Source organism: Rhizobium sp. C4 (assembly GCF_021026315.1).
Lineage (GTDB): Bacteria > Pseudomonadota > Alphaproteobacteria > Rhizobiales > Rhizobiaceae > Ensifer_A.
Genome location: NZ_JAJNCX010000005.1, coordinates 37307 through 58327, shown reverse-complemented (window position 1 = coordinate 58327; position 21021 = coordinate 37307). Strand labels below are relative to the sequence as shown.

The following is a 21021-nucleotide window of genomic DNA, read 5'->3' as shown; positions in this document are numbered from 1 at the left end:
AGGCAATCGGGCGACAACGAGGCAGACGACAGCCTTCGAACGGCCTTTCGACCGGCATCCTTCTCGACCTGATTTCACCGGTGAGCGCGCAAGCGCGCTCAAAGCTCCGCGGCCATCTGGAGGAGGAACTGTCGGATCCATTGCGAGGCGCTGTCGTGGCGGCGCAGATTGTGCCATTGCAGATATTCGACCACGGGCGGAACGGCGATCGGCACCGGAAGGATGCGCACCGGCAGCGACGCCTCCAGCATCGCCGCCATCCGCGCGTGGATGGTCGTCAGATACGGCGTGCCGACGACGCATTCCGGCAGAAGCACGAAATTCGGCATCGACATGGCGATCTCGATATTGACCTTCTGGTCCTTCAGAAAGCGCTCGAAATGGCTGTCGCGGCCGCGGGCGCCGAAGGCGGTGGTGACATGCTTGAGACCCAGATAGGTCTCCGCATCGAGGCCGTCGCGGACATGCGGATTGTCCTCCCAGGCGATGCAGACGAATTCGTCGGTGAAGAGCTTGCCGCTCGGATGATCCGCCATCAGCGCCATCGCCGGCACGATGCGGAAGTCCACACTCGTCTGTTCGAACATCGCTTCGGCGGGCCCATCGATGCCGATGAAGCGCAGTGACACCCCCGGCGCGACGCTTGCCAGCCGCTGCGCCGCCTTCGCAAGGAAGACGCGGATCACATAGTCGGAGGCGATGATGCTCACCTCCCGCCGCGCCGTTGACGGATCGAAATGGGCGCGCATGTCGACGAAGACGCGCATCTCCTCCAGCAATTGCCGGGCGAGACCATGCAGGGTCTCGCCGAACTCGGTGGGCACCATCTGCCGGCCGAGCGGCACGACGATCTGATCGTCGAAGTGCTGGCGAAGCCGCCCCAGCGCCCGGCTCAATGCCGGCTGCGTCAGGTTCAATTCCTCCGCCGCAGCACTGACGGAACGGAGCCTGAGGATCGCCTCCAGCGCCACGATGAGGTTCATGTCGAGATTGTCGAAGCGCATCCGGAGTATTACCCAAAATCATAGGAAATATATCTTCTATTCATTAGACATATGCCCCGCCTCTGCCTAGCGTCAAGAACCAAGATGGCAGGAGGAGCCATGCGCACCCTGATCAAGGGAAGCGCTGGAAATGCCGCAAGGAGGAGTAAGACTTGACCGCGACGCTGCACCAGTTCGAGCGCAATTTCGAAGACGCCCCCAGAGCCGCGGCGAAAACCGGCCGCAAGCCCCTGATTTCGTTGAAGGGTGTCGGCCTGTCCTTCGGCTCTCACGAAGTTCTGCAGGATATCAATGTCGATATCGGCGAAGGCGAGTTCGTCTGCGTGATCGGTCCGTCGGGCTGCGGCAAGACCACGCTGCTGCGCATTCTCTCCGGCCTGATCCAGGCCTCGCGCGGCACGGTCTCCTATCGTGGCAAGGCGCAGACCGAACCGGCAAGCGACATTGCCATCGTCTTCCAGGACTATGCCAATGCGCTGCTCCCCTGGCGCACGGCGTCGCAGAATATCTCGCTGGCGCTGGAAGCCGCCGCCACGCCGCGGGCGGAACGCAAGGATCGCATCGCCCATCTTCTCGAAAAGGTCGGTCTGTCGAAACACGCCGACAAATATCCGTCCGAAATGTCCGGCGGCATGCAGCAGCGCCTGCAGATCGCCCGCTGCCTGGCGCAAAATCCCTCCGTCATCCTGATGGACGAGCCCTTCGGCGCGCTTGATGCGATGACGCGGCAGAAGCTGCAGGACGAAATTCTCGCCATCGTCTCGGAGTCCAACGTGACGGCCTTCTTCGTCACCCATGACCTCGAGGAGGCCATCTATCTTGCCGACCGCGTGATTGCGCTGGAGCCCAATCCCGGCCGCATCGCCGAACTGATCGACGTGCCGCTTGCCCGGCCGCGCAACCAGCTGACGACCCGCGAGGAGCCGGAATTCCTGGCGCTCCGGCGCAAGCTGTTCGATTTCGTCCTGAGGTACGAATGATGAAGGCGCTGAAAGGTTTCGCATTGCCGGTCCTGCTGCTCGTCCTCTGGCAGATCTGGGCCACCGTGGCCGGCATCCATAGTGACACGCTGGCAGCACCCGTGGATATTGCGGTCGCATTCGTGAAAGGTTTTTCGGACGGCACCATCCTCAGCGCCACCGGAATGACCCTGACGGCCGCGGCCGGCGGGCTTCTGATTGGCGCCGGGCTTGGCATCGTTTCGGGCTTCGTGTTCGGCCTGCTGCCGCCGCTTTCGCGGCTTTCCCGCGTCACCGTCGAAGTCCTGCGGCCGGTGCCGGCGGTCGCGATCCTGCCGATCGCGCTGCTCGTCTTCGGCTTCGGCTATGCCATGGAAATGGCCATCATCGCCTTTGCCTGCTTCTTCCCCGTCATGCTGCTGACCGAAAGCGCGATCCGGCAGATCACGCCCAGGCTGATGGAGGTCGCCCGCGTCATGCGGCTGACGGCCACGCAGCGGACCTTCAAGATCGTCTTCCCGGCCGTGCTGCCGCGCCTCTTCCTGGCGCTGAGGCTCGCCGCCGGCATCGCGCTCATCGTCTCCGTCACGGTGGAGATCTCCGCCAATCCGCAGGGGCTCGGCTATAGCCTGATGATGGCCGGCCAGTCGCTGCGCCCCGCCGACATGTTCGCAATCCTGTTCTGGATCGGCCTGATCGGCTGGGCGCTCAACTGGGTCCTCGTGCGCACCGAGCTGAAGCTCTTCCCCTTCCACGCACTCCGGAGGGCTGCCGAATGATGCGTCCGATCAATCTGCTCTGGCTTGCGGCAAGCTTTCTGGTGACGCTCGCGCTTCTGGCGCTGTGGCAATGGATCGCCAATCACGGCTATGTCTCGAAGGTCTTCCTGCCCGGCCCCGACCGCGCCTTCGCCGCGCTGACGCGGGATTACAGTTCCGGCAAGCTTTTCACGGAAGTGGGTCAGACGGTGCTGCGCATGGCGCTCGGCTGGCTGGTGGCCTCCGCCATCGGCATCGGACTGGGCGCTGCCATCGGCATCTCGCCCTTTGCCCGGACCTGGATCGCGCCGACATTCGAGTTCATCCGCCCGCTGCCGGCCTCTGCCATCGCGCCGGTCGCGATCGTCTTTCTCGGCATGACCGACAACATGATCCTGCTGCTGATCGCCTTCGGCTCGGTCTGGCCGATGCTGCTGACCACGATCCACGGCTTTTCCAACGTGCATCCGCGCCTCGATGAGGTTGCCCGCGTGCTCAGGCTCAACCGGTTCGAGCGCGTCTACAAGATCGCCCTGCCCGCCGCCATGCCCGACATTCTGGGTGGTTTGCGCCTCGGCCTGACCATCGCGCTCATCCTGGCCGTCGTCGGCGAAATGATCACCGTGCAGGGCGGGCTTGGCAGCCGCATCCTGCTCGCCGCCCGCGGCTTCCGCGCCCCGGACATCTTCGCCGGCGTCATCATGCTCGGGCTGATCGGGCTTGCAACCAACGTGGCGCTGACGGCGCTCGAACGGCGCCTGCTGCGCTGGCAACCCGCACCGGCGACCTGAACATGACCTTACATTTTAATACTCGGGAGGAACTGACATGAAACGAACCATCGCAGGGGCCATGCTGACCACGGCGGCGCTGGCGCTATCGGCCATATCGGCACTGGCTGCTGACAAGATCACGCTGATGTATACGGCATCTGCCCCCAATCTCGCGGCCTTCATCGCCAAGGACCAGGGCTTCTTCGAGAAGCACGGTCTGGATGTCGACCTGAAGCTGGCGCAGAACGGCTCCCTCATCGTCTCCGCGCTGGTCTCCGGCTCGGCACAGGTCGGCATTCCGACGCCCGTCGTTGTCTTTCAGGCGATCGATAACGGCGTCGACCTGCAGGCGATCGCCTCGACCAACGTATTTCCGGATCCCAGCGCTGCCGGGCTTGTCGTGTCGAAGACAAGCGGCATCAAGGGACCGAAGGACCTTGGCGGGAAGAAGATCGGCGTGCCGGGCGTCGGTGGCCTTCTGGATGTGGTCATGCGCGAATGGGTCGACCGCAACGGCGGCGATTCCAGCAAGATCAACATCGTCGAGATCACGCTGCCGCAATCGGCCGATATCCTCAAGGCCGGCCAGGTCGATGGCGTCGCCAGCGTTGATCCGTTCGCAAGCCGCGCGGTCGAGGCAGCCGGCGGCACGCTGATTGGCAACTATCTCGACATCATTCCCGACGGCACGGTAGCCAGCATCTACACGGTGCAGACCGAATGGGCCACCGCACACAAGAAGGATGTCGCGGGTTTCCAGGCGGCGCTTGACGACGCCATGGGCTACATCAAGACGCATGACAAGGAAGCGCGCGAAAGCCTCGCCAAGTACACGACGCTGCCGCCTCCGGTCGTCGCCGGCCTGAAGTTTCCGAACTTCTCGACGCATCTCGACCCGGAAAAGAGCTTCAAGTTCTGGAACGAGCTTGCCAAGCATCGCGGCCTGACCACCAAGGACATCGACCTGAAGGCCTTCACCGTCCGCTATCCGGGCGAGTGATCCACCATCCACCGGGCCGCGCCGGGGCAAGCCTCCGGCGCGGCCGCATTCCATCTCCAGGAGCATGACATGGCCCGCAGATTCATCGACATTTCCGTCGCCCTCAAAGCCGGCATCAGGTCCGATCCGCCGGGCCTGCTGCCGCAGATCGTCTATCACGACCATGACTACGGCGCGCTGGAGTTCGAGCAGATGTCGGGCGTTCCGGTCGACAAGCAGCTCGAGGGCAAGGGCTGCGCGGCCGAGGACGTCGTGATGACCACGCATTCCGGCACCCATCTCGACGCGCCCTGGCACTATCACCCGACCATGAATGGCGGCGAGCGCGCCTGGACGATCGACGAGGTGCCGCTGGAATGGTGCTTCGGACGCGGCGTCAAGCTCGACTTCCGCGACAAGCCGGACGGCTATGTCTGCACCGCAGCCGATGTCGAGGCCGAACTGAAGCGCATCGGCCATGAGCTTCAGCCGTTCGATATCGTGCTGGTCAACACCGCCGCCGGCACACGCTATGGCGAGGACGACTATCTCGCCCGCGGCTGCGGCATGGGCCGCGAGGCAACGCTTTATCTCACCAGCCGCGGCGTCCGCGTCACCGGCATCGACGGCTGGAGCTGGGACGCGCCCTTCATCCACACCCGCCGCAAGATCGAGGAAACGGGCGACTATTCGCTGTTCTGGGAAGGCCACAAGGCCGGCGCCGAACAGGCCTATTGCCACATGGAGAAGCTCTCGAACCTCGAGAGCCTGCCCTCGACCGGTTTCACGGTGTCCTGCTTCCCGGTGAAGGTCGAGAAGGCCTCCGCTGGCTGGTGCCGCGCGGTCGCCATCATCGAGGATTGAGCGCCGGCGCGCCCTGAAGACTGACCGAATTGAAGACAGGAGAATGCATCCATGAAACTTTCCACCCTCGCCAATGGTACGCCCGATGGCCGGCTGCATATCGTCTCGCGCGACCTCAAGTTCGCTGCCCCCGCCCGCGCCGCGTCCACGATGCAGGCCGCGCTGGAAGCCTGGGACGCGGTCGAGGCCGACCTGAAGGCCGAATATGAGGCTCTGAACCGCGGTGAGGCCGCCGAGGCCTTCGCCTTTGCGCCGGCACAGGCGCTCGCCCCGATGCCCCGCGCCTGGCAATGGCTCGATGGCTCGGCCTTCGAGAGCCACGCCAATCTCATGGCGCTCGTCTTCGGCATCAAGGCCTCCGAAAGCGACGGGCCGGCCAAGCCGCTTATGTATCAGGGCGTTTCCGACCGTTTCTACGCGCCGACGGCCGATGTGCCCTTCCGCTTCATGGAAGACGGCATCGACTTCGAGGGCGAGTTCGGCGTCATCGTCAGCGGCGTTCCGAACGGAACCAATGCTGCCGATGCCTCGAAATACATCCGCCTCATCGTCCAGATCAACGACTGGAGCCTGCGCAAGATCGCGCCGGCCGAGATGAAGACCGGTTTCGGCTGGGTCCATGCCAAGCCGCCCTGCTCCATGGCCCCGGTTGCCGTCACCCCGGACGAACTGGGCGACGCTTGGCGCGACAACCGCGTGGCGCTGCCGCTTCACGTCACCTGGAATGGCGAGAAATTCGGCTCGCCCGATGGTTATGCCATGGCCTTCGGCTTCAACGATCTCGTGGCGCATGCCGCCTATTCCCGCGACCTCGTTGCCGGCACGATCATCGGTTCGGGCACGGTCTCCAACGAGAACTACCGCGAGGTCGGCTCCACCTGCATCGCCGAACGCCGTGGTATCGAAATGCTCGATCTGGGCGCAGCCAAGACCTCCTTCATGGCCTTCGGCGACACGCTCCGCATGGAGGTCTTCCTCCCTGACGGTTCGCCGGTCTTCGGGGCCATCGACCAGAAGGTGGTCAAGGCGGGGTAAGCGGCACATTTCCGGCAACGTGCCCCTCGCCCCCCCTGATCCTGAGGTGCCGCCCGCAGGGCGGCCTCGAAGGATGCGCTTGTGGCGCGGGGCCCTTGAGCGTGTGGCTTTGACCCTTCGAGGCCTGCGCTTTGCGCAGGCACCTCAGGGTGAGGTGGGACGAGTGCCACACCCAATCTCCCCCCTTGCGGGGGAGATGCCCGGCAGGGCAGAGGGGGGTATGGTGCGTCATATTCTGCTTCCATCTACGTTCTCGCCTGTGGCACCCCCCTCTGTCAGCTTCGCTGACATCTTCCCCGCAAGGGGGGAGATTGGCGTCGTGCCGCTTGCTCCACCCTCATCCTGAGGTGCCGCCCGCAGGGCGGCCTCGAAGGATGCGCTTGTGGCACGGGACCCGGAGTGTGTGGCTGGGACCCTTCGAGGCCTGCGCTTTGCGCAGGCACCTCAGGGTGAGGTCTCAATTTTAGGCACGCAAAAAGCCCCGGGAAAAACCTTCCCCGAGTTATCCTCCGGTCTATCGCTCTTGCCCCTATCTTTGGGCGCAAACTTCCGGAGAGCCACGCTGACGCGCCGCCCTGATGGGTAGTTTAAAAATACGGCGGAGCGCCAGCGCGACCCGTCGAGATCTGCAAGGCAGGGCCTCATCCGACCCTGATCCTCAAACGCGGGCCGCCTCGCTAAGCCGTCTGCGGAGGCAGACAGGTTCTTTGGCGCAGCCAAGCCGCCGAGCCATTCGCGGCCCATCGGGGGAGTCGTTTCGATAGACGTGTCAGGTCCATCGCCGCCCGCGTCCCCTGATGACATCCTCCGCACGTTACGGGGAACATCACCAGGCTCTCCTCCCGCCTGAGCCAGTCGTCGCTGACCCATCCGGTGGCAGGAGGGGTGTAGGATAAGGGGGAAATTCGGAGGCGGGGAAATTGTGGGATGAAATTTTTCTTCGGAAGTGTGCGGCCCCGGACGTCTCACACCAAACCTTCAGGAGGCATGCGCGGCACGCCTACCCTTCAGGCGTTACCAGCGAAACATCCGGAAAATACGTGCGATAGCGTCGGGCATCGCGGGTCAGCAGAGAAAAGCCCTCAACCGCAGCGTGAGCGCCGATGAAGAAATCGGAAAGCACCCCCGTTCGCGTGCCACCACGCTTGCGATATGCTACGAAGGCCTTGGCGGCCAGAAACAGGGCGGGCTTGGGGATCGAGCGAAGCTCGAGGCCTGCTCTGGCGATAAAATCGTCAACGTCTTCGATCCGCCCATAGCGGACCGCCAGTTCCGCGTAGACGATGTCATTGATCAAAACGGGACCGGCATCCGCAGCGGCGGCGAGTTTCGAGAGCGACCACAACGCCCAGCGCTCGTCACGGGTCGCGACATCCAGCAAGACATTCGTGTCGACGAGGATCACGTTTCACCGCGTGTCATTTCCATGATTTCGTCGGTGCTTGGCCCCGGACCAGCATGTCCGAGTAAATCCCGAAACCGGCTCGGAATTTTCTTCTCCCCATCCCCCACAAGCTCGATCGTGCCATCGGCATGACGCCGGAAATCGACCTCGCTGCCGGGACCGACGCCGAGCTGGTCGAGCACATCCTTGGGGATTGTCACCTGTCCCTTGTCCGTCACGATGATGCTCATGGGAAAGCTCCGCGCTTCGTTTCGAGCCCTTAAAATAGGCCGCCCCGACCTCCCATGCAAGCGCCCTCACCCGACCGCCCGTCAAACCGGCTTGACGCATTCCGTCGAAGCACCCTAACATAAGCGCATTCACCAGGGGGGTCCCGCAAGGGGCTGAGATTCTGCTGGGCGATCCCGAACAAGGGAAAGCAGCGCAGTGACCCGTTGAACCTGATCCAGTTCATACTGGCGTAGGGACGGTGCGAGCGCTGCGAGAGACGGAGTCCATCCCGGAATCCGTTTGGCGTCTTTCCATCATTCCGGCTTCGAACTGGGTCTCCAATGTCAAACCTTGGAGCCTCAAATGAATATTGCCGCAACCAACATCACCCCCGTCGTCACACAAGGGCCGCTGCCCGCCTCCCAAAAGGTCTTCCACGCCGGCGAAATCCACCCGTGCGTCATGGTCCCCATGCGCGAAATCTCGGTTCATCCGACCGCCGGCGAGCCGCCGGTGACGGTTTACGATGCCTCCGGTCCCTATACAGACCCGGCGCAGGTGATCGATATCGACAAGGGCCTGCCGCGTCTGCGCGAAACCTGGATTACCGCGCGCGGCGACACGGAAAGCTATGACGGCCGCGTCGTGAAGCCGGAGGATAACGGCTTTGCACAAGGGGAACGGCTGACGCCGGAATTTCCGAATCTGCCGAAGCCCCGCCGGGCGCTGGCCGGCAAGGCCGTGACACAGATGGCCTATGCGCGCGCCGGCATCATCACGCCGGAAATGGAATTCGTCACGATCCGCGAAAATATGGGTCGAAAGGCGGCCATTGCGTCTCATGGCGGCGAGAATTTCGGCGCGGCGATCCCGGACTTCGTGACGCCGGAATTCGTCCGCGAGGAGATCGCGCGGGGACGTGCCATCATCCCCTCCAACATCAACCATCCGGAGGCCGAGCCGATGATCATCGGCCGCAATTTCCTCGTCAAGATCAACGCCAATATCGGCAATTCCGCCGTCACCTCCTCCATGGCGGAAGAGGTGGAGAAAATGGTCTGGGCGACACGTTGGGGCGCCGACACGGTCATGGACCTTTCGACGGGGCGCAACATCCACAATATCCGCGAATGGATCATCCGCAATTCGCCCGTGCCGATCGGCACCGTGCCGCTCTATCAGGCGCTGGAAAAGGTCAATGGCATTGCCGAAGACCTCTCCTGGGAGGTGTTCCGCGACACGCTGATCGAACAGGCCGAACAGGGCGTCGACTATTTCACCATCCATGCCGGCGTGCGGCTCGCCTATATCCCGCTCACCGTCAACCGCGTGACCGGCATCGTTTCGCGCGGCGGCTCGATCATGGCCAAGTGGTGTCTGGCGCATCATCGCGAGAGCTTCCTTTACGAGCATTTCGAGGAAATCTGCGACATAGCCCGCGCCTACGACGTCTCCTTCTCGCTCGGCGACGGGCTTCGCCCCGGCTCGATCGCGGATGCCAATGACGCGGCGCAATTCGGCGAACTGGAAACGCTCGGCGAACTCACCCAGATCGCTTGGGGTCGGGATTGCCAGGTGATGATCGAAGGCCCCGGCCATGTGCCGATGCACAAGATCAAGGAGAATATGGACAAGCAGCTGGCCCATTGCGGCGAGGCCCCGTTCTACACGCTCGGGCCGCTGACGACCGATATCGCGCCGGGTTACGACCATATCACCTCGGCCATCGGGGCTGCGATGATCGGCTGGTTCGGCACGGCCATGCTCTGCTACGTCACGCCGAAGGAACATCTGGGTCTTCCCGACCGCAACGACGTGAAGACCGGGGTCATCACCTACAAGATCGCGGCGCATGCCGCCGATCTCGCCAAGGGTCATCCGGGCGCACGGCTGCGCGACGACGCCCTCTCCCGTGCCCGCTTCGAGTTCCGCTGGGAGGACCAGTTCAACCTCTCGCTGGATCCTGAAACCGCGCGTTCCATGCATGACGAGACGCTGCCCAAGGAGGCCCACAAGGTCGCCCATTTCTGCTCCATGTGCGGCCCGAAATTCTGCTCCATGCGGATTTCCCACGACATCCGCGCCGAGGCGCAGAAGGAGGGCATGGAAGCCATGGCGGCGAAATTCCGCGAGAGCGGGGAGCTTTACATGCCGGTGGAGGGTGAGGCGTGAGCGGGATGGGCTTGGGGCAACTCCCCCTCTGGCTGCCGCCATCTCCCCCACAAGGGGGGAGACGGACAAAGGCACGGCCGCGCCTCGCCCTCGGCGTTGCATCAGGGATTGAGGCACAACGGTCACTCTCCCTCCCCCTTGTGGGGAGGGTTGGGGAGGGGCGATCCTTGCTCCGACGTTTCCGCACGGGGCATACCCCCCTCTGCCCTGCCGGGCATCTCCCCCGCATGGGGGGAGATCGGCAAGAGACGATCGCTCGCCCCATGGTGGCGCAGCGATTGCAGACGGGAAAATGGAAACGCGACGACCGCTCCGGATCAATCTCCCCCCTTGCGGGGGAGATGGCCGGCAGGCCAGAGGGGGGTACCACGATCGCCCACCCCCTCTTCCGTCATCCCGGCCGCGCGATCTCCATCGCGCGAGAGGACTTCCCTGTCCTGAAAGGGTCTTTCAGCTCGCCGACGCGGGCTGGCTGGATGCCGGATCAAGTCCGGCATGACGGAGAGAATGGGTGCGCGCGGTCTTTCACAAGGAGGGCAGTGCCATGAACATCCTCATCAAAGGCGCAGGCGTTGCCGGCCTCACCGCCGCCTTTGCCCTCACACGAAGAGGCTACTCTGTGACCCTCCTAGACCCCAATGCCCCCGGCATGGGTGCATCCCATTACGCCGGCGGAATGCTGGCGCCCTGGTGCGAGGGGGAGACGGCCCCGCAGGTCGTGATCGAGGCGGGCATCGAGGCCATCGGCTGGTGGGACGAGGTGCTGCCGGGTCTGGTCGAACGCAAGGGAACGCTTGTCGTTGCCCCCGCCCGCGATCAGAGCGAGCTGGAACGCTTCGCCCGCCGGACGACGCGACATCAATGGCTGGACGAGGCAGCGATTGCCGAACTCGAACCGGCACTGGCCGGACGCTTCCGGCGCGGGCTCTTCTTTGCCGATGAGGCGCATCTTGATCCGCGTGCGGCGCTTGCCGGGCTCGCGGATGCAATGCTCCGCATGGGCGTACGGCTCGTCGCGCAAGCCGACGAAGGCGACTTTGCCCGGATCATCGACTGCACCGGCCGTTCCGCGATTAAGCGCGGATCGGGGCTTCGCGGCGTGCGTGGCGAGATGCTCTATCTGAAAACCTACGAAATCGCCCTCTCCCGCCCCGTCCGGCTGTTGCATCCGCGCATCCCGCTTTACGTCGTGCCGCGCGACAACGGGCGCTTCATGGTGGGCGCGACGATGATCGAAAGCGAGCATGACGGGCCGGTCTCCGCCCGCTCGCTGATGGAATTGCTCAACGCCGCCTATGCGCTCCACCCCGCCTTTGGCGAGGCGGAGGTGATCGAAACCGGCACCGGCATCCGCCCGGCCTATGCCGACAATATCCCGCGCCTTGCCGGCTCCGGCCGGCATCTTTCCATCAACGGCCTGTACCGCCACGGCTTCCTGATGGCCCCCGCGCTTGCCGAAGAACTGGCAGACCGGCTTCAGGCGGAGCCGCAACGAAGGAGTGCAATCGCATGAAACTCATCATCAATGGCGAACAGCAGGAGATCGAAGCCGGCACGCTCTCGGCCCTTCTCACCGCCCTCGACTATGAGGGCGACTGGCTGGCGACTGCCGTCAATGGCGATCTCGTGCCGCGCACCGAACGCGAGCAGGTAACGCTCGCCGATGGCGACCGCATCGAAATCCTCGCGCCGAAACAGGGAGGCTGACATGCTGACACTCTACGACACCACGCTCACCTCCCGACTGCTGCTCGGCACGGCGCGCTACCCCTCGCCGGCGATCATGGAAGCGGCAATCCGCGCCTCGGGCACGCAAATCGTCACCGTGTCGCTGCGCCGCGAGACGGCCGGCGGCGGGCGCGGCGGGCAGTTTTTCGAGGTCATCAAGGGGCTTGGCGTCCATGTCCTGCCCAACACGGCCGGCTGCCACACGGCAAAGGAGGCCGTGCTGACGGCCCGGATGGCGCGCGATCTCTTTGCCACCGACTGGGTGAAGCTGGAGGTGATCGGCCATCACGACACGTTGCAGCCGGATGTCTTCGCGCTGGTCGAGGCCGCGCGGGAGCTTTGCGCTGACGGGTTCCAGGTCTTCCCCTATACGACCGCCGATCTGGTCGTTGCCGAAAAGCTGCTGGAGGCCGGTTGCCGCGTGCTCATGCCCTGGGCCTCGCCCATCGGCTCGGCGCGCGGGCTGGTCGATCCGGCAGCCCTTGTCTCCATGCGGGCGCATTTCCCCGATGTGCCGCTGATCATCGATGCCGGGCTGGGCCGGCCGTCGCATGCCGCTGAGGCGATGGAGCTTGGCTATGACGCCGTGCTCCTCAACACCGCCGTTGCGGGCGCTGCCGACCCCGTCGCCATGGCCCGCGCCTTCGCCGCCGCCCTCGAGGCCGGCCATGCAGGCTACCACGCCGGACTGCTGGAGCCGCGCGACATGGCCGTGCCCTCCACCCCCGTCATCGGAAAGGCGGTCTTCGCATGAAACTCGATCCCTTCTATCTCATCGTCGACAGCGCCGACTGGATTGAGCGGCTGATCCCGCTTGGCGTCAAGCTCGTGCAATTGCGCATGAAGGACCAGCCGGAAGAGACACTGCGCGCCCATATCCGCCGCGCCAGGGCCAGCTGCACGGTCCATGACTGCCAGCTGATCATCAATGACTTCTGGCGGACAGCGATCGAGGAGGACTGCGATTTCGTTCATCTCGGACAGGAGGACCTGGCCGAGGCCGATGTCGCCGCCATTCGCGCCGCCGGGCTGAAACTTGGCCTTTCCACGCATGACGAGGCAGAGCTTGATACGGCGCTGGCGGCAAAGCCGGATTATGTGGCGCTTGGGCCGATCTACCCGACAATCCTCAAACAGATGAAATGGGACCCGCAGGGGCTGGAGCGCATCCGCATCTGGAAGGACAAGGTCGGAGCGCTACCGCTGGTCGGCATCGGCGGGTTGAAGCCGGAGCGGCTGGACGGCGTTTTCGCGCAAGGGGCCGACAGCGCCGCCGTCGTCACCGACATCACGCTGAACTCCGATCCGGAAGCCCGCACGCGGGAATGGATCGCCAAGACGGAACGCTGGCGGTGAGCGCCCGCGTCCTCATCGTCGCGGGTTCGGATTCCTCCGGCGGCGCGGGCATCGCGCGCGATGTCGAGACGGTGACGATGTTCGGCCTCAAGGCCGCCGTGGCGATCACTGCGGTGACTGCGCAATCGAACCGGCGGGTGACGGCGGTTCAGGCCATGGAGCCGGCGCTGGTTATGGCGCAGATAGAGGCGGCGCTCGAAGGCGGCGAGATCCGCGCGGTGAAAATCGGCATGCTCGCCAATGCCGGCATCGTCGCGGCGGTGGCCGATATGCTGGAGCGGCATCCGCACCTCCCCGTCGTGCTCGACCCGGTTCTGGCCTCGACCTCGGGCAGGACATTGCTGGAACCGGAGGGCGTGCGGCTGATGATTTCGCGCCTGCTGCCGCGCGGCGATCTGGTGACGCCCAATGTGCCGGAACTGGCGATGTTGACGGGTTTGAAGGACACAAACGCGGCCATGGAGAGGCTGCTCGCGCTCGGCATCCGCGCCGCCCTGATCAAGGGCGGCCACGCGAACGATCCTGTGGATGAGACAGCATTGAGGTCTGAGACAGCGCCGCAATCTCCCCCTTCTACCCCCGGGGAGACGTGCCGAGCAAAGCGAGGCGATGAGGGGGCCGCTTGCTCCGAGCGCGTGGCTTCCCCCTCATCCGGCCCTTCGGGCCACCTTCTCCCCAAGGGGAGAAGCGGGAGTTTGCAGCGCGCTCCAAGGTCAGCATCAAACATTGGCATTTGCAGCGACTTGCTCATCCGTCCCGATCTGCCGGCTCTCGCCTTCGAAAGCCCCCGCTATCCCGGCACGCTGCGCGGCACGGGCTGCATGCTGGCCTCGGCGATTGCCTGCGGGCTGGCTGCCGGGCGGGATCTTGAAGCGTCGATCCGGGTGGCGAAGGTCTATGTGACCCAGGCCTTTCGGGAGGTTCAGCGCGGCTGACGCGCGGAAATCAGGTCGGCCACACGTTCCAGCGCCGGATGCAGCGGCTCGGCGCAGTCGACCGGGATCGCGTTCTCGTCGGGGCCCGGCGTTTCCAGCGTCGCGAGTTGGCTGTCCAGCAGCGAGGCGGGCATGAAATGGCCTGGGCGGCGCTGCATGCGCGACAGAAGCAGCTCGCGGCTGCCATGGAGATGGACGAAGATGACACCCTCGCCTGCCTCGCGCCGCAGGACATCGCGATAGACCCGCTTCAGCGAGGAGCAGGAAACGACCGCGCCGCCGTCAGGCGCCGCCAATGCCTCACCAACACGGGCAAGCCAGGGCCACCGGTCCTCGTCGGTCAAAGGTGCACCGCTTGCCATTTTCGCAACGTTTTCCGCCGGATGCAGCGCGTCGCCCTCGATGAAGGGCAGGCCCAGACGATGCGCGAGCGCCTCGCCCAGAGACGACTTGCCGCAGCCGCTCACACCCATGACGACAATGCGCAAGCCTGCCATCTCAGAGGCTCGCCGTGATACCGCCATCGACATGCAGCGTCTCGCCGTTGACGAAGGAGGATGCCTTCGAGGCGAGGAAGACGGCAGCGCCGATCAGTTCCTCGACATCGCCCCAGCGCCCCGCCGGCGTGCGCTTTTCAAGCCAGGCATTGAAGTCGGGATTGTCCATCAGCGCCTGGTTGAGCGGCGTGCGGAAATAGCCGGGCGCGATCGCGTTCACCTGCAGGCCGTAGCGTGCCCAGTCCGTGCACATGCCCTTGGTGAGGTTCTTCACCGCCCCCTTGGTCGCCGTATAGGGCGCGATCGAGGGGCGTGCGAGTTCGCTCTGCACCGAGGCGATGTTGATGATCTTGCCCTCACCCCGGGCGATCATGAAGCGGGCCACCGCTTGGCCCACAAGGAACACGCTCGTCACATTCGTCTTGAACAGCAGTTCGAACTTGTCCGCCGGGAAGTCCTCGAGCGGCGAGCGATACTGCATGCCCGCATTGTTGATCAGGATATCGATCGGGCCGAGCTCCCGCTCGATCCGTTCAATGCCGGCATCCACTGACGGCTTGTCGATGACGTCGAAGACGGCAGGCTCGGCGCGGTAGCCCTGTTCCGTCAGCTTCCGGCAGGTCTCTTCCACGCGGGCGGCATCCCGGCCGTTGATGACGACGGAGGCGCCCTGACGGGCCAGACCCGCGGCCAGTGCCAGACCGATACCCTGGCTGGAGCCGGTGATCAGCGCGCGGCGCCCGGATAGATCAAACAAGTCCGACATGGCTTCCTCCCGTGGCATTGATCTGGGGAACTGAGGCGCGAACCCGCCGCGAACACTCCCGCCCAGACGATGGCTTTTTGTTACCGATCCGTCTATCACTTCGTCAATCGGTGGAACGAATTATGCAGGGAGGCATAGCATGTCCGGAGAGATCGAAGGGACGGGGTTCGAGATTCTGGATCCGCGGTTCGGGGATTGCATTGTCGGCCATGCCAGGGTCGAGCGTCTGTGGACCGGGGGCCGCTGGCTCGAAGGACCTGCCTGGTTCGCCGCCGGTCGTTATCTCGTCTTCTCCGACATTCCCGAAAACCGCATGATGCGCTTCGACGAGACGAGCGGCGTGGTCAGCACGTTCCGCCAGCCGTCCAACAACTGCAATGGCAACACGGTCGACAATCTCGGCCGGCTCGTCACCTGCGAACATCTCGCCCGGCGCGTGACGCGAACCGAATTCGACGGCTCGGTGACGGTTCTGGCGGACCGTTTCGAGGGCAAGCGGTTCAACTCGCCAAACGATGCGGTGGTCAAGTCGGACGGGACGATCTGGTTCACCGATCCGAGCTACGGGATCTTGAGCGATTACGAGGGCGAGCGGGCAGACGAAGAAATCGGCGGCTGCCATGTCTACCGGCACGACCCGGCGACGGGCACAACCGTCAAGGTTCTCGATGATTTCGCAATGCCCAACGGCATCGCCTTTTCACCCGACGAAAGCCTGCTCTATGTCGCAGACACCGGAGCATCGCATCAGGAGGACGGGCCGCGCCACATCCGCAAATTCGCCGTCGGACCGAACAATGCCCTCACCGATCTCGGCGTCTTTGCCACCTGCGCGACGGGCCTCTTCGACGGGTTCCGCCTGGACCGTGCCGGAAGGCTCTGGACGAGCGCCGGCGACGGTGTCCACTGCTATGATCCGGATGGCACGCTGATCGGCAAAATCCGGCTTCCCGAAATCGTCTCCAACGTCACCTTCGGCGGCCCCAAGCGCAACCGCCTGTTCATCACGGCGACGACGTCGCTCTACGCAGTCTACCTGACTGTCAACGGAGCGAAGCTGGGCTAAACAAGTCGCAATGCGCGGTAATGTTATAGTATAACTGAGCGTCATTGCGAAATCCGGAAGTAAACGGAATGATTTCCCGAGCCTTCATGTAACTGTCATGCGCCCCCTTTAACCGGACGGGTGTGAAACAGCGTATCAGGAGGGACCCATGCGCAAGCTTCTCACTACACTCGCCGCAGCAACCATGCTGGCCGGTGCCGCCCAGGCAGCCACCGTTTATCCGCTGAGCCGGGCGACGATCCTCGTCGGCTCGCCGTTCGACTTCAAGGTCGAGTTCAATTCCGTCGTGAAGCCGGAAGACGTCAAGATCACCGTCAACGGTCAGGACTACGCGACCGTTCTCGGCAAGGGCGATTTCGTCGCCGAGGAAAAGGGCAAGGACGACAAGGTTCTCGGCTCCGCCGTGATCCTGCGCAACGCCAAGATCGCCAAGGCCGGCAAGTATGAAGTGGCCGTCACCGCCGGCTCCGAGACCAAGACCGTCACCTGGGACGTCTTCGAAACGGCAGCCGCGCCGAAGGCCAAGAACATCATCTTCATGCTCGGCGACGGCATGTCCGTCGCGCATCGCACCGGTGCCCGCCTGATGTCCAAGGGGATGACGGAAGGCAAGGCAAACGGTCGTCTGGCCATGGACGATCTCGAACACATGGCCTTCATCGGCACCTCGTCCACCAACGCGATCGCGACCGACTCCGCCAATACCATGTCGGCCTACATGACCGGCCACAAGACGGCGATCAACGCGCTCGGCGTCTATGCCGACCGCACGCCGTCGAGCCTTGACGACCCGAAGGTCGAAAACATTGCCGAAGCCGTCCGCCGCACGACCAAGAAGTCTATCGGCATCGTCGCGCTGTCGGAACTGGAAGACGCAACGCCGGCTGCCGTTGTCGCCCATACCCGCCGCCGCGCCGACAAGGCCGACATCGTCGGCATGCTGTTCGATGTGAAGCCCGACGTCGTTCTCGGCGGTGGCTCGGCCTACTTCCTCTCCAAGGACGTTCCCGGCTCGAAGCGCAAGGACGACAAGGATTATGTGAAGATCTTCAAGGATGCAGGCTACGCGCTCGCCACCGACAAGGACGAGCTTCAGGCCGCCGCTGGCACCAATACCGGCAAGATCCTCGGCCTCTTCCACACCGGCAACATGGACTATGCCGTTGACCGCATGCAGCTGAAAAAGGGCACCGTCGACAAGTTCCCGAAGCAGCCCGGCCTCGTCGACATGACCAAGGTCGCGCTCGACAGCCTGTCGAAGAACCCGGAAGGCTTCTTCCTGATGATCGAAGGCTCCGACATCGACAAGGCGAGCCACCCGCTCGACTGGGATCGCGCCGTCTTCGACACGATCGAGTTCGACCATGCCATCGCCGTTGCCCGCGACTTCCAGAAGAGCCATCCGGACACGCTGATCGTCGTCACCGGCGACCATACCCATGGCGTTTCGATCATCGGCACGATCGATGACACGAAGGAAGCGACCGAAGGCCGCGAGCGCGTCGGCACCTATGAAAAGGCCGGCTTCCCGAACTACGAAGACAAGGATGGCGACGGCTATCCGGACTCGATTGCCGTCAGCAAGCACCTCGCCATCTTCGGCAACAATGGCCCGGACCACTACGAGACCTTCAAGCCGAAGCTTGACGGCCCGTTTGAGCCGGCGGTGAAGAACGACAAGGGCCAGTATGACGCCAACCCGGCCTACAAGGACATTCCGGGTGCCATGCTCGTCCCCGGCAACCTGCCGCGCGACGAAGACACCGGCGTTCATGCCGTGGATGACGTCGTGCTCCAGTCTGCCGGCCCCGGCGCCGAAGGCTTCAAGGGCTATATGGAAGAAAGCGACGTCTACAAGGTGCTCGCCGATACCTTCGCCATGGCCCCAGCCGCCAAGTAACCTCAAAACCCAAGCAGACCCCGGGCGGCAAGCGCCCGGGGTCTCAAGGATAGAGCGATTGAAATCTCCGGAGGTTTCGATGACGCAAGACATTTCGAACCGACATCTGGCAAGGCGCGGCTTCCTGAGCCTCGCGGCAGGTTCGGCATTTTGCGTGCTGGCGCGCCCGGCATTCGCCGTCGACACGATTGCCTTCGGCGAGCTCTACAGCAAGTTCGGCGTGCTGGGCCTCGAATATTCCGACAAGGTCAAGGGCCTGAACGGCAAGCCGGTCTCCATGGAAGGCTTCATGGCGCCGCCGCTGAAGGCCGAGGCGAATTTCTTCGTGTTGACCGAAATCCCGATGGCGCTCTGCCCGTTCTGCTCGTCCGACGCCGATTGGCCGGACAATATCGTCGTCATCTACCTCTCCGGAAAGCAGACATTCCTGCCCGGCGGAACCCGTATTTCCGTCGACGGCACGCTGGAAATCGGGTCGTGGACCGATCCCGAAACCGGCTTTCTCAGCCGCCTGCGCATCCGCAATGCCCGTTTCCGCGAGGCTTGAAAACCGATGATCGATCTTTCCATCAAAGCGCTTGAAGTCACCTTTCCAGGCCTTGCGACCCCTGCTCTCTCGATCGATGAATTCCGCCTCGCAGCAGGAGGCAAGCTCGCCGTCACCGGGGCCTCGGGCTCGGGCAAGAGCACGCTGGTCAATATCCTGACCGGACTGGAACGGCCCCGAACCGGCGCCGTCCGCTGGGGCGGGACCGACATTGCCAGCCTGTCTGAGAGCCGGCGCGACCGCTGGCGCGGTGAGACGATCGGCCTTGTCATGCAGGATTTCTACCTCTTTGAGGGGCTTTCCGCCCTCGACAATATTCTTCTGCCGGCCCGCCTGGCCCGGGCCGCCACTGCCGAGATGACGGAACGGGCGCGCGAACTCCTGCGGATCGTCGGGCTTTCGCGACCCGAACAGAAGGTCGAAACCATGTCGCGTGGCGAAATGCAGCGTGTTGCCGTTGCCCGCGCGGTGGTGCGCAGACCCGCCGTCATCATTGCCGACGAGCCGACCGCCAGCCTCGACAGCGAGAGCGGCGCGCAGGTGGCGGATCTCATCATGACGCTGGCCGAACGCGAAGGCTCGACGCTGATCGTCGTCTCGCACGATCCGGCGCTGATCGGACGCTTCGACAAGCGCATCCGCCTTGTCGGCGGCCGCATCGCCGCTGAAACCATCGAGGCCGCCGCATGATCCGCTTCATCCTCGCAGATCTCAACCGCTTCCGCCTCGGCGCCTTCTTCATCGCCGCCATCGTGGCGCTCGCCGTGGCGCTTGGCGTTGCCGTCACGCTTCAGGAGCGCGCGCTGCGGCTGGGCTCGGCCCGCGCGGCAGAGAAATTCGACCTCATCGTGGGTGCTGCCGGAAGCGAAACCCAGCTCGTTCTCTCCTCCGTCTTCCTGCAACCCTCGGCGCTGCCGCTGATGCCGGGCAAGGTGTTGAGCGATCTGGAAGCCGATCCGCGCGTTGCCTGGGCCGCCCCCATAGGCTTCGGAGATTTCTTCGGCTCCTCCCCGATTGTCGGCACCACGACAACGCTGGTCAAGAACATCTCCGCCGGCGTTTCGGAAGGCGCGGTCTTTGCCCGCGAGGGCGAGGCGGTGATCGGTGCGGATGTGATGCTGCCGATGGGCGCAACCGTCAAGCCGATGCATGGGACGCTGGGCGAAGGCGGGCATACGCATACCGAACTTGCCTACACGGTCGTTGGACGGCTGAAACCGACCGGCAGCGCCTGGGACAAGGCGATCCTCGTTCCGATCAAGGCCGTCTGGGATATCCACGGCCTCGGCCATCATCATGACGATGGCGATGCGGACGAACATGACCATGATCACGCCGCCGCCGACCAGAATGCCGCCAAGCCGGCAGGCACAGAAATGGCAGAGCATCACGACGGGCATGACGATCACGACGAGCACGACCATCACGCCATCGACCCCAATGAGGCGATCAACGAGCAGTGGCAGGGCGAATTGCCGGGCTTGCCGGCTGTCGTGGTGAAACCGAAATCGATTGCCGATGCCTACAAGCTGCGCCAGCAATATCGCAAGGACGCGACGCTCGCGGTCTTCCCGGCAGAGGTTCTGACGAAGCTCTATGCGACGCTCGGCGATGTGAAGAAGGTTCTCTCGGCTGTGGCCGGCGGCGCGCAATTGCTGGTCGGCGCGGCGCTTATTCTGGTTATTGTGATGCATATCGGCCAGCGCCGCAAGCAGATCGGCGCTCTGCGGGCCTTTGGCGCGCCGCGCGAGGCCGTGTTCGGCATTGTCTGGCTCGAACTGTTCGGGCTGGTCGCAGCGGGTGTCGTTGCGGGCATCGGGCTTGGCTATCTCGCCGCCCGCGTGATTGCCGCCCGGCTTGCCGCAGACAGCGGCTTCCACATGCCCGTCAGCTTTGCGGCAGAAGACGGCGGCGCGCTGGCGCTTCTGCTTCTTGCCGCCGCCTGCCTCTGCTTGCTGCCCGCCATCATCGCCTATCGCCAGCCGCCGGCCAGCGCCTTGCGGGGATAATGTTGCGGTGCTGATGCGATGGCGACGACGGAACCGAAGACCCGTTTCGCCGAACCGG

At 64.1% G+C, this 21021-nt stretch carries 22 protein-coding genes and 1 riboswitch; of the genes, 17 read left to right on the top strand and 5 right to left on the bottom strand.

Features of this window, described 5'->3' with window-relative positions:
* Positions 1-98: 98 nt before the first annotated feature.
* Positions 99-1004, bottom strand: a complete 906-nt coding sequence (locus LQK84_RS10660) for a LysR family transcriptional regulator (RefSeq protein WP_230828698.1) — start codon at positions 1002-1004, stop codon at positions 99-101.
* Positions 1005-1156: 152 nt separating this feature from the next.
* Here LQK84_RS10660 and LQK84_RS10655 point away from each other — a divergent pair, with 152 nt between their 5' ends.
* From LQK84_RS10655 to LQK84_RS10630, 6 genes are all read left to right on the top strand, one after another.
* Positions 1157-1984, top strand: coding sequence for an ABC transporter ATP-binding protein (locus tag LQK84_RS10655; RefSeq protein ID WP_330166406.1), 828 nt, complete (start codon positions 1157-1159; stop codon positions 1982-1984).
* Entirely contained in the window at positions 1981-2742 is a 762-nt protein-coding gene (locus tag LQK84_RS10650) for an ABC transporter permease (RefSeq protein WP_230828697.1), read from the top strand. Before LQK84_RS10655 ends, LQK84_RS10650 begins: the two co-directional genes overlap by 4 nt.
* Positions 2739-3512, top strand: a complete 774-nt coding sequence (locus tag LQK84_RS10645) for an ABC transporter permease (RefSeq protein WP_230828696.1) — start codon at positions 2739-2741, stop codon at positions 3510-3512. The genes LQK84_RS10650 and LQK84_RS10645 overlap by 4 nt, the downstream gene beginning before the upstream one ends.
* 37 nt (positions 3513-3549) lie before the next feature.
* Positions 3550-4494, top strand: a complete 945-nt coding sequence (locus LQK84_RS10640) for an ABC transporter substrate-binding protein (RefSeq protein ID WP_230828695.1) — start codon at positions 3550-3552, stop codon at positions 4492-4494.
* A gap of 69 nt (positions 4495-4563) precedes the next feature.
* Positions 4564-5337 carry a cyclase family protein gene (locus LQK84_RS10635; RefSeq protein ID WP_230828694.1) on the top strand — a complete coding sequence of 258 codons (774 nt, stop codon included), beginning with the start codon at positions 4564-4566 and terminating at the stop codon, positions 5335-5337.
* A 51-nt stretch (positions 5338-5388) separates the two neighbouring features.
* The gene (locus LQK84_RS10630; protein WP_230828693.1) at positions 5389-6372 is read left to right on the top strand and encodes a fumarylacetoacetate hydrolase family protein; all 984 of its coding nucleotides are present in this window, start codon (positions 5389-5391) and stop codon (positions 6370-6372) included.
* A 1000-nt stretch (positions 6373-7372) separates the two neighbouring features.
* Here the strand turns inward: LQK84_RS10630 and LQK84_RS10625 are convergent.
* Together LQK84_RS10625 and LQK84_RS10620 are read right to left on the bottom strand one after the other, a co-directional pair.
* Positions 7373-7777 (bottom strand): type II toxin-antitoxin system VapC family toxin, encoded by a 405-nt coding sequence (locus LQK84_RS10625; RefSeq protein ID WP_230828692.1) that lies wholly within the window; start codon positions 7775-7777, stop codon positions 7373-7375.
* Positions 7774-8007: an AbrB/MazE/SpoVT family DNA-binding domain-containing protein gene (locus LQK84_RS10620; RefSeq protein ID WP_230828691.1), complete on the bottom strand. Its 234-nt coding sequence runs from the start codon at positions 8005-8007 to the stop codon at positions 7774-7776. Before LQK84_RS10620 ends, LQK84_RS10625 begins: the two co-directional genes overlap by 4 nt.
* 124 nt (positions 8008-8131) lie before the next feature.
* Positions 8132-8262: riboswitch (TPP riboswitch) on the top strand.
* Between the two features lie 88 nt (positions 8263-8350).
* Between LQK84_RS10620 and thiC the strand changes: the two genes are divergently transcribed.
* From thiC to LQK84_RS10590, 6 genes are all read left to right on the top strand, one after another.
* Entirely contained in the window at positions 8351-10159 is a 1809-nt protein-coding gene (thiC, locus tag LQK84_RS10615; protein WP_230828690.1) for a phosphomethylpyrimidine synthase ThiC, read from the top strand.
* Between the two features lie 544 nt (positions 10160-10703).
* Positions 10704-11672 (top strand): glycine oxidase ThiO, encoded by a 969-nt coding sequence (gene thiO / locus LQK84_RS10610; protein ID WP_230828689.1) that lies wholly within the window; start codon positions 10704-10706, stop codon positions 11670-11672.
* Positions 11669-11866 carry a sulfur carrier protein ThiS gene (gene thiS, locus LQK84_RS10605; RefSeq protein ID WP_230828688.1) on the top strand — a complete coding sequence of 66 codons (198 nt, stop codon included), beginning with the start codon at positions 11669-11671 and terminating at the stop codon, positions 11864-11866. Before thiO ends, thiS begins: the two co-directional genes overlap by 4 nt.
* A 1-nt stretch (position 11867) precedes the next feature.
* A complete protein-coding gene (locus tag LQK84_RS10600; protein ID WP_230828687.1) occupies positions 11868-12641 on the top strand; it encodes a thiazole synthase in 774 nt (257 codons plus the stop codon).
* Entirely contained in the window at positions 12638-13243 is a 606-nt protein-coding gene (locus tag LQK84_RS10595; protein ID WP_230828686.1) for a thiamine phosphate synthase, read from the top strand. Before LQK84_RS10600 ends, LQK84_RS10595 begins: the two co-directional genes overlap by 4 nt.
* On the top strand, positions 13213-14178 hold the full coding sequence (locus tag LQK84_RS10590; RefSeq protein WP_230828685.1) for a hydroxymethylpyrimidine/phosphomethylpyrimidine kinase: 966 nt from the start codon (positions 13213-13215) through the stop codon (positions 14176-14178). The genes LQK84_RS10595 and LQK84_RS10590 overlap by 31 nt, the downstream gene beginning before the upstream one ends.
* Here the strand turns inward: LQK84_RS10590 and LQK84_RS10585 are convergent.
* Together LQK84_RS10585 and LQK84_RS10580 are read right to left on the bottom strand one after the other, a co-directional pair.
* Complete coding sequence (locus LQK84_RS10585; RefSeq protein ID WP_230828684.1) at positions 14166-14675, bottom strand: gluconokinase; 510 nt, start codon at positions 14673-14675, stop codon at positions 14166-14168. The two genes, LQK84_RS10590 and LQK84_RS10585, sit on opposite strands and share 13 nt — an antisense overlap.
* A gap of 1 nt (position 14676) precedes the next feature.
* Positions 14677-15441 carry an SDR family oxidoreductase gene (locus LQK84_RS10580; protein WP_230828683.1) on the bottom strand — a complete coding sequence of 255 codons (765 nt, stop codon included), beginning with the start codon at positions 15439-15441 and terminating at the stop codon, positions 14677-14679.
* Positions 15442-15580: 139 nt separating this feature from the next.
* Between LQK84_RS10580 and LQK84_RS10575 the strand changes: the two genes are divergently transcribed.
* The 5 genes from LQK84_RS10575 (at position 15581) to LQK84_RS10555 (ending at position 20963) form a co-directional block, all read left to right on the top strand.
* Entirely contained in the window at positions 15581-16507 is a 927-nt protein-coding gene (locus LQK84_RS10575; protein WP_230828682.1) for an SMP-30/gluconolactonase/LRE family protein, read from the top strand.
* 148 nt (positions 16508-16655) lie between these two features.
* Positions 16656-18407 carry an alkaline phosphatase gene (locus LQK84_RS10570; RefSeq protein ID WP_230828681.1) on the top strand — a complete coding sequence of 584 codons (1752 nt, stop codon included), beginning with the start codon at positions 16656-16658 and terminating at the stop codon, positions 18405-18407.
* 79 nt (positions 18408-18486) lie between these two features.
* Positions 18487-18954 (top strand): hypothetical protein, encoded by a 468-nt coding sequence (locus LQK84_RS10565; protein ID WP_230828680.1) that lies wholly within the window; start codon positions 18487-18489, stop codon positions 18952-18954.
* Between the two features lie 6 nt (positions 18955-18960).
* Positions 18961-19644 carry an ABC transporter ATP-binding protein gene (locus LQK84_RS10560; RefSeq protein ID WP_230828679.1) on the top strand — a complete coding sequence of 228 codons (684 nt, stop codon included), beginning with the start codon at positions 18961-18963 and terminating at the stop codon, positions 19642-19644.
* Positions 19641-20963 carry an ABC transporter permease gene (locus LQK84_RS10555; protein WP_230828678.1) on the top strand — a complete coding sequence of 441 codons (1323 nt, stop codon included), beginning with the start codon at positions 19641-19643 and terminating at the stop codon, positions 20961-20963. Before LQK84_RS10560 ends, LQK84_RS10555 begins: the two co-directional genes overlap by 4 nt.
* The last annotated feature ends 58 nt before the right edge of the window (positions 20964-21021 follow it).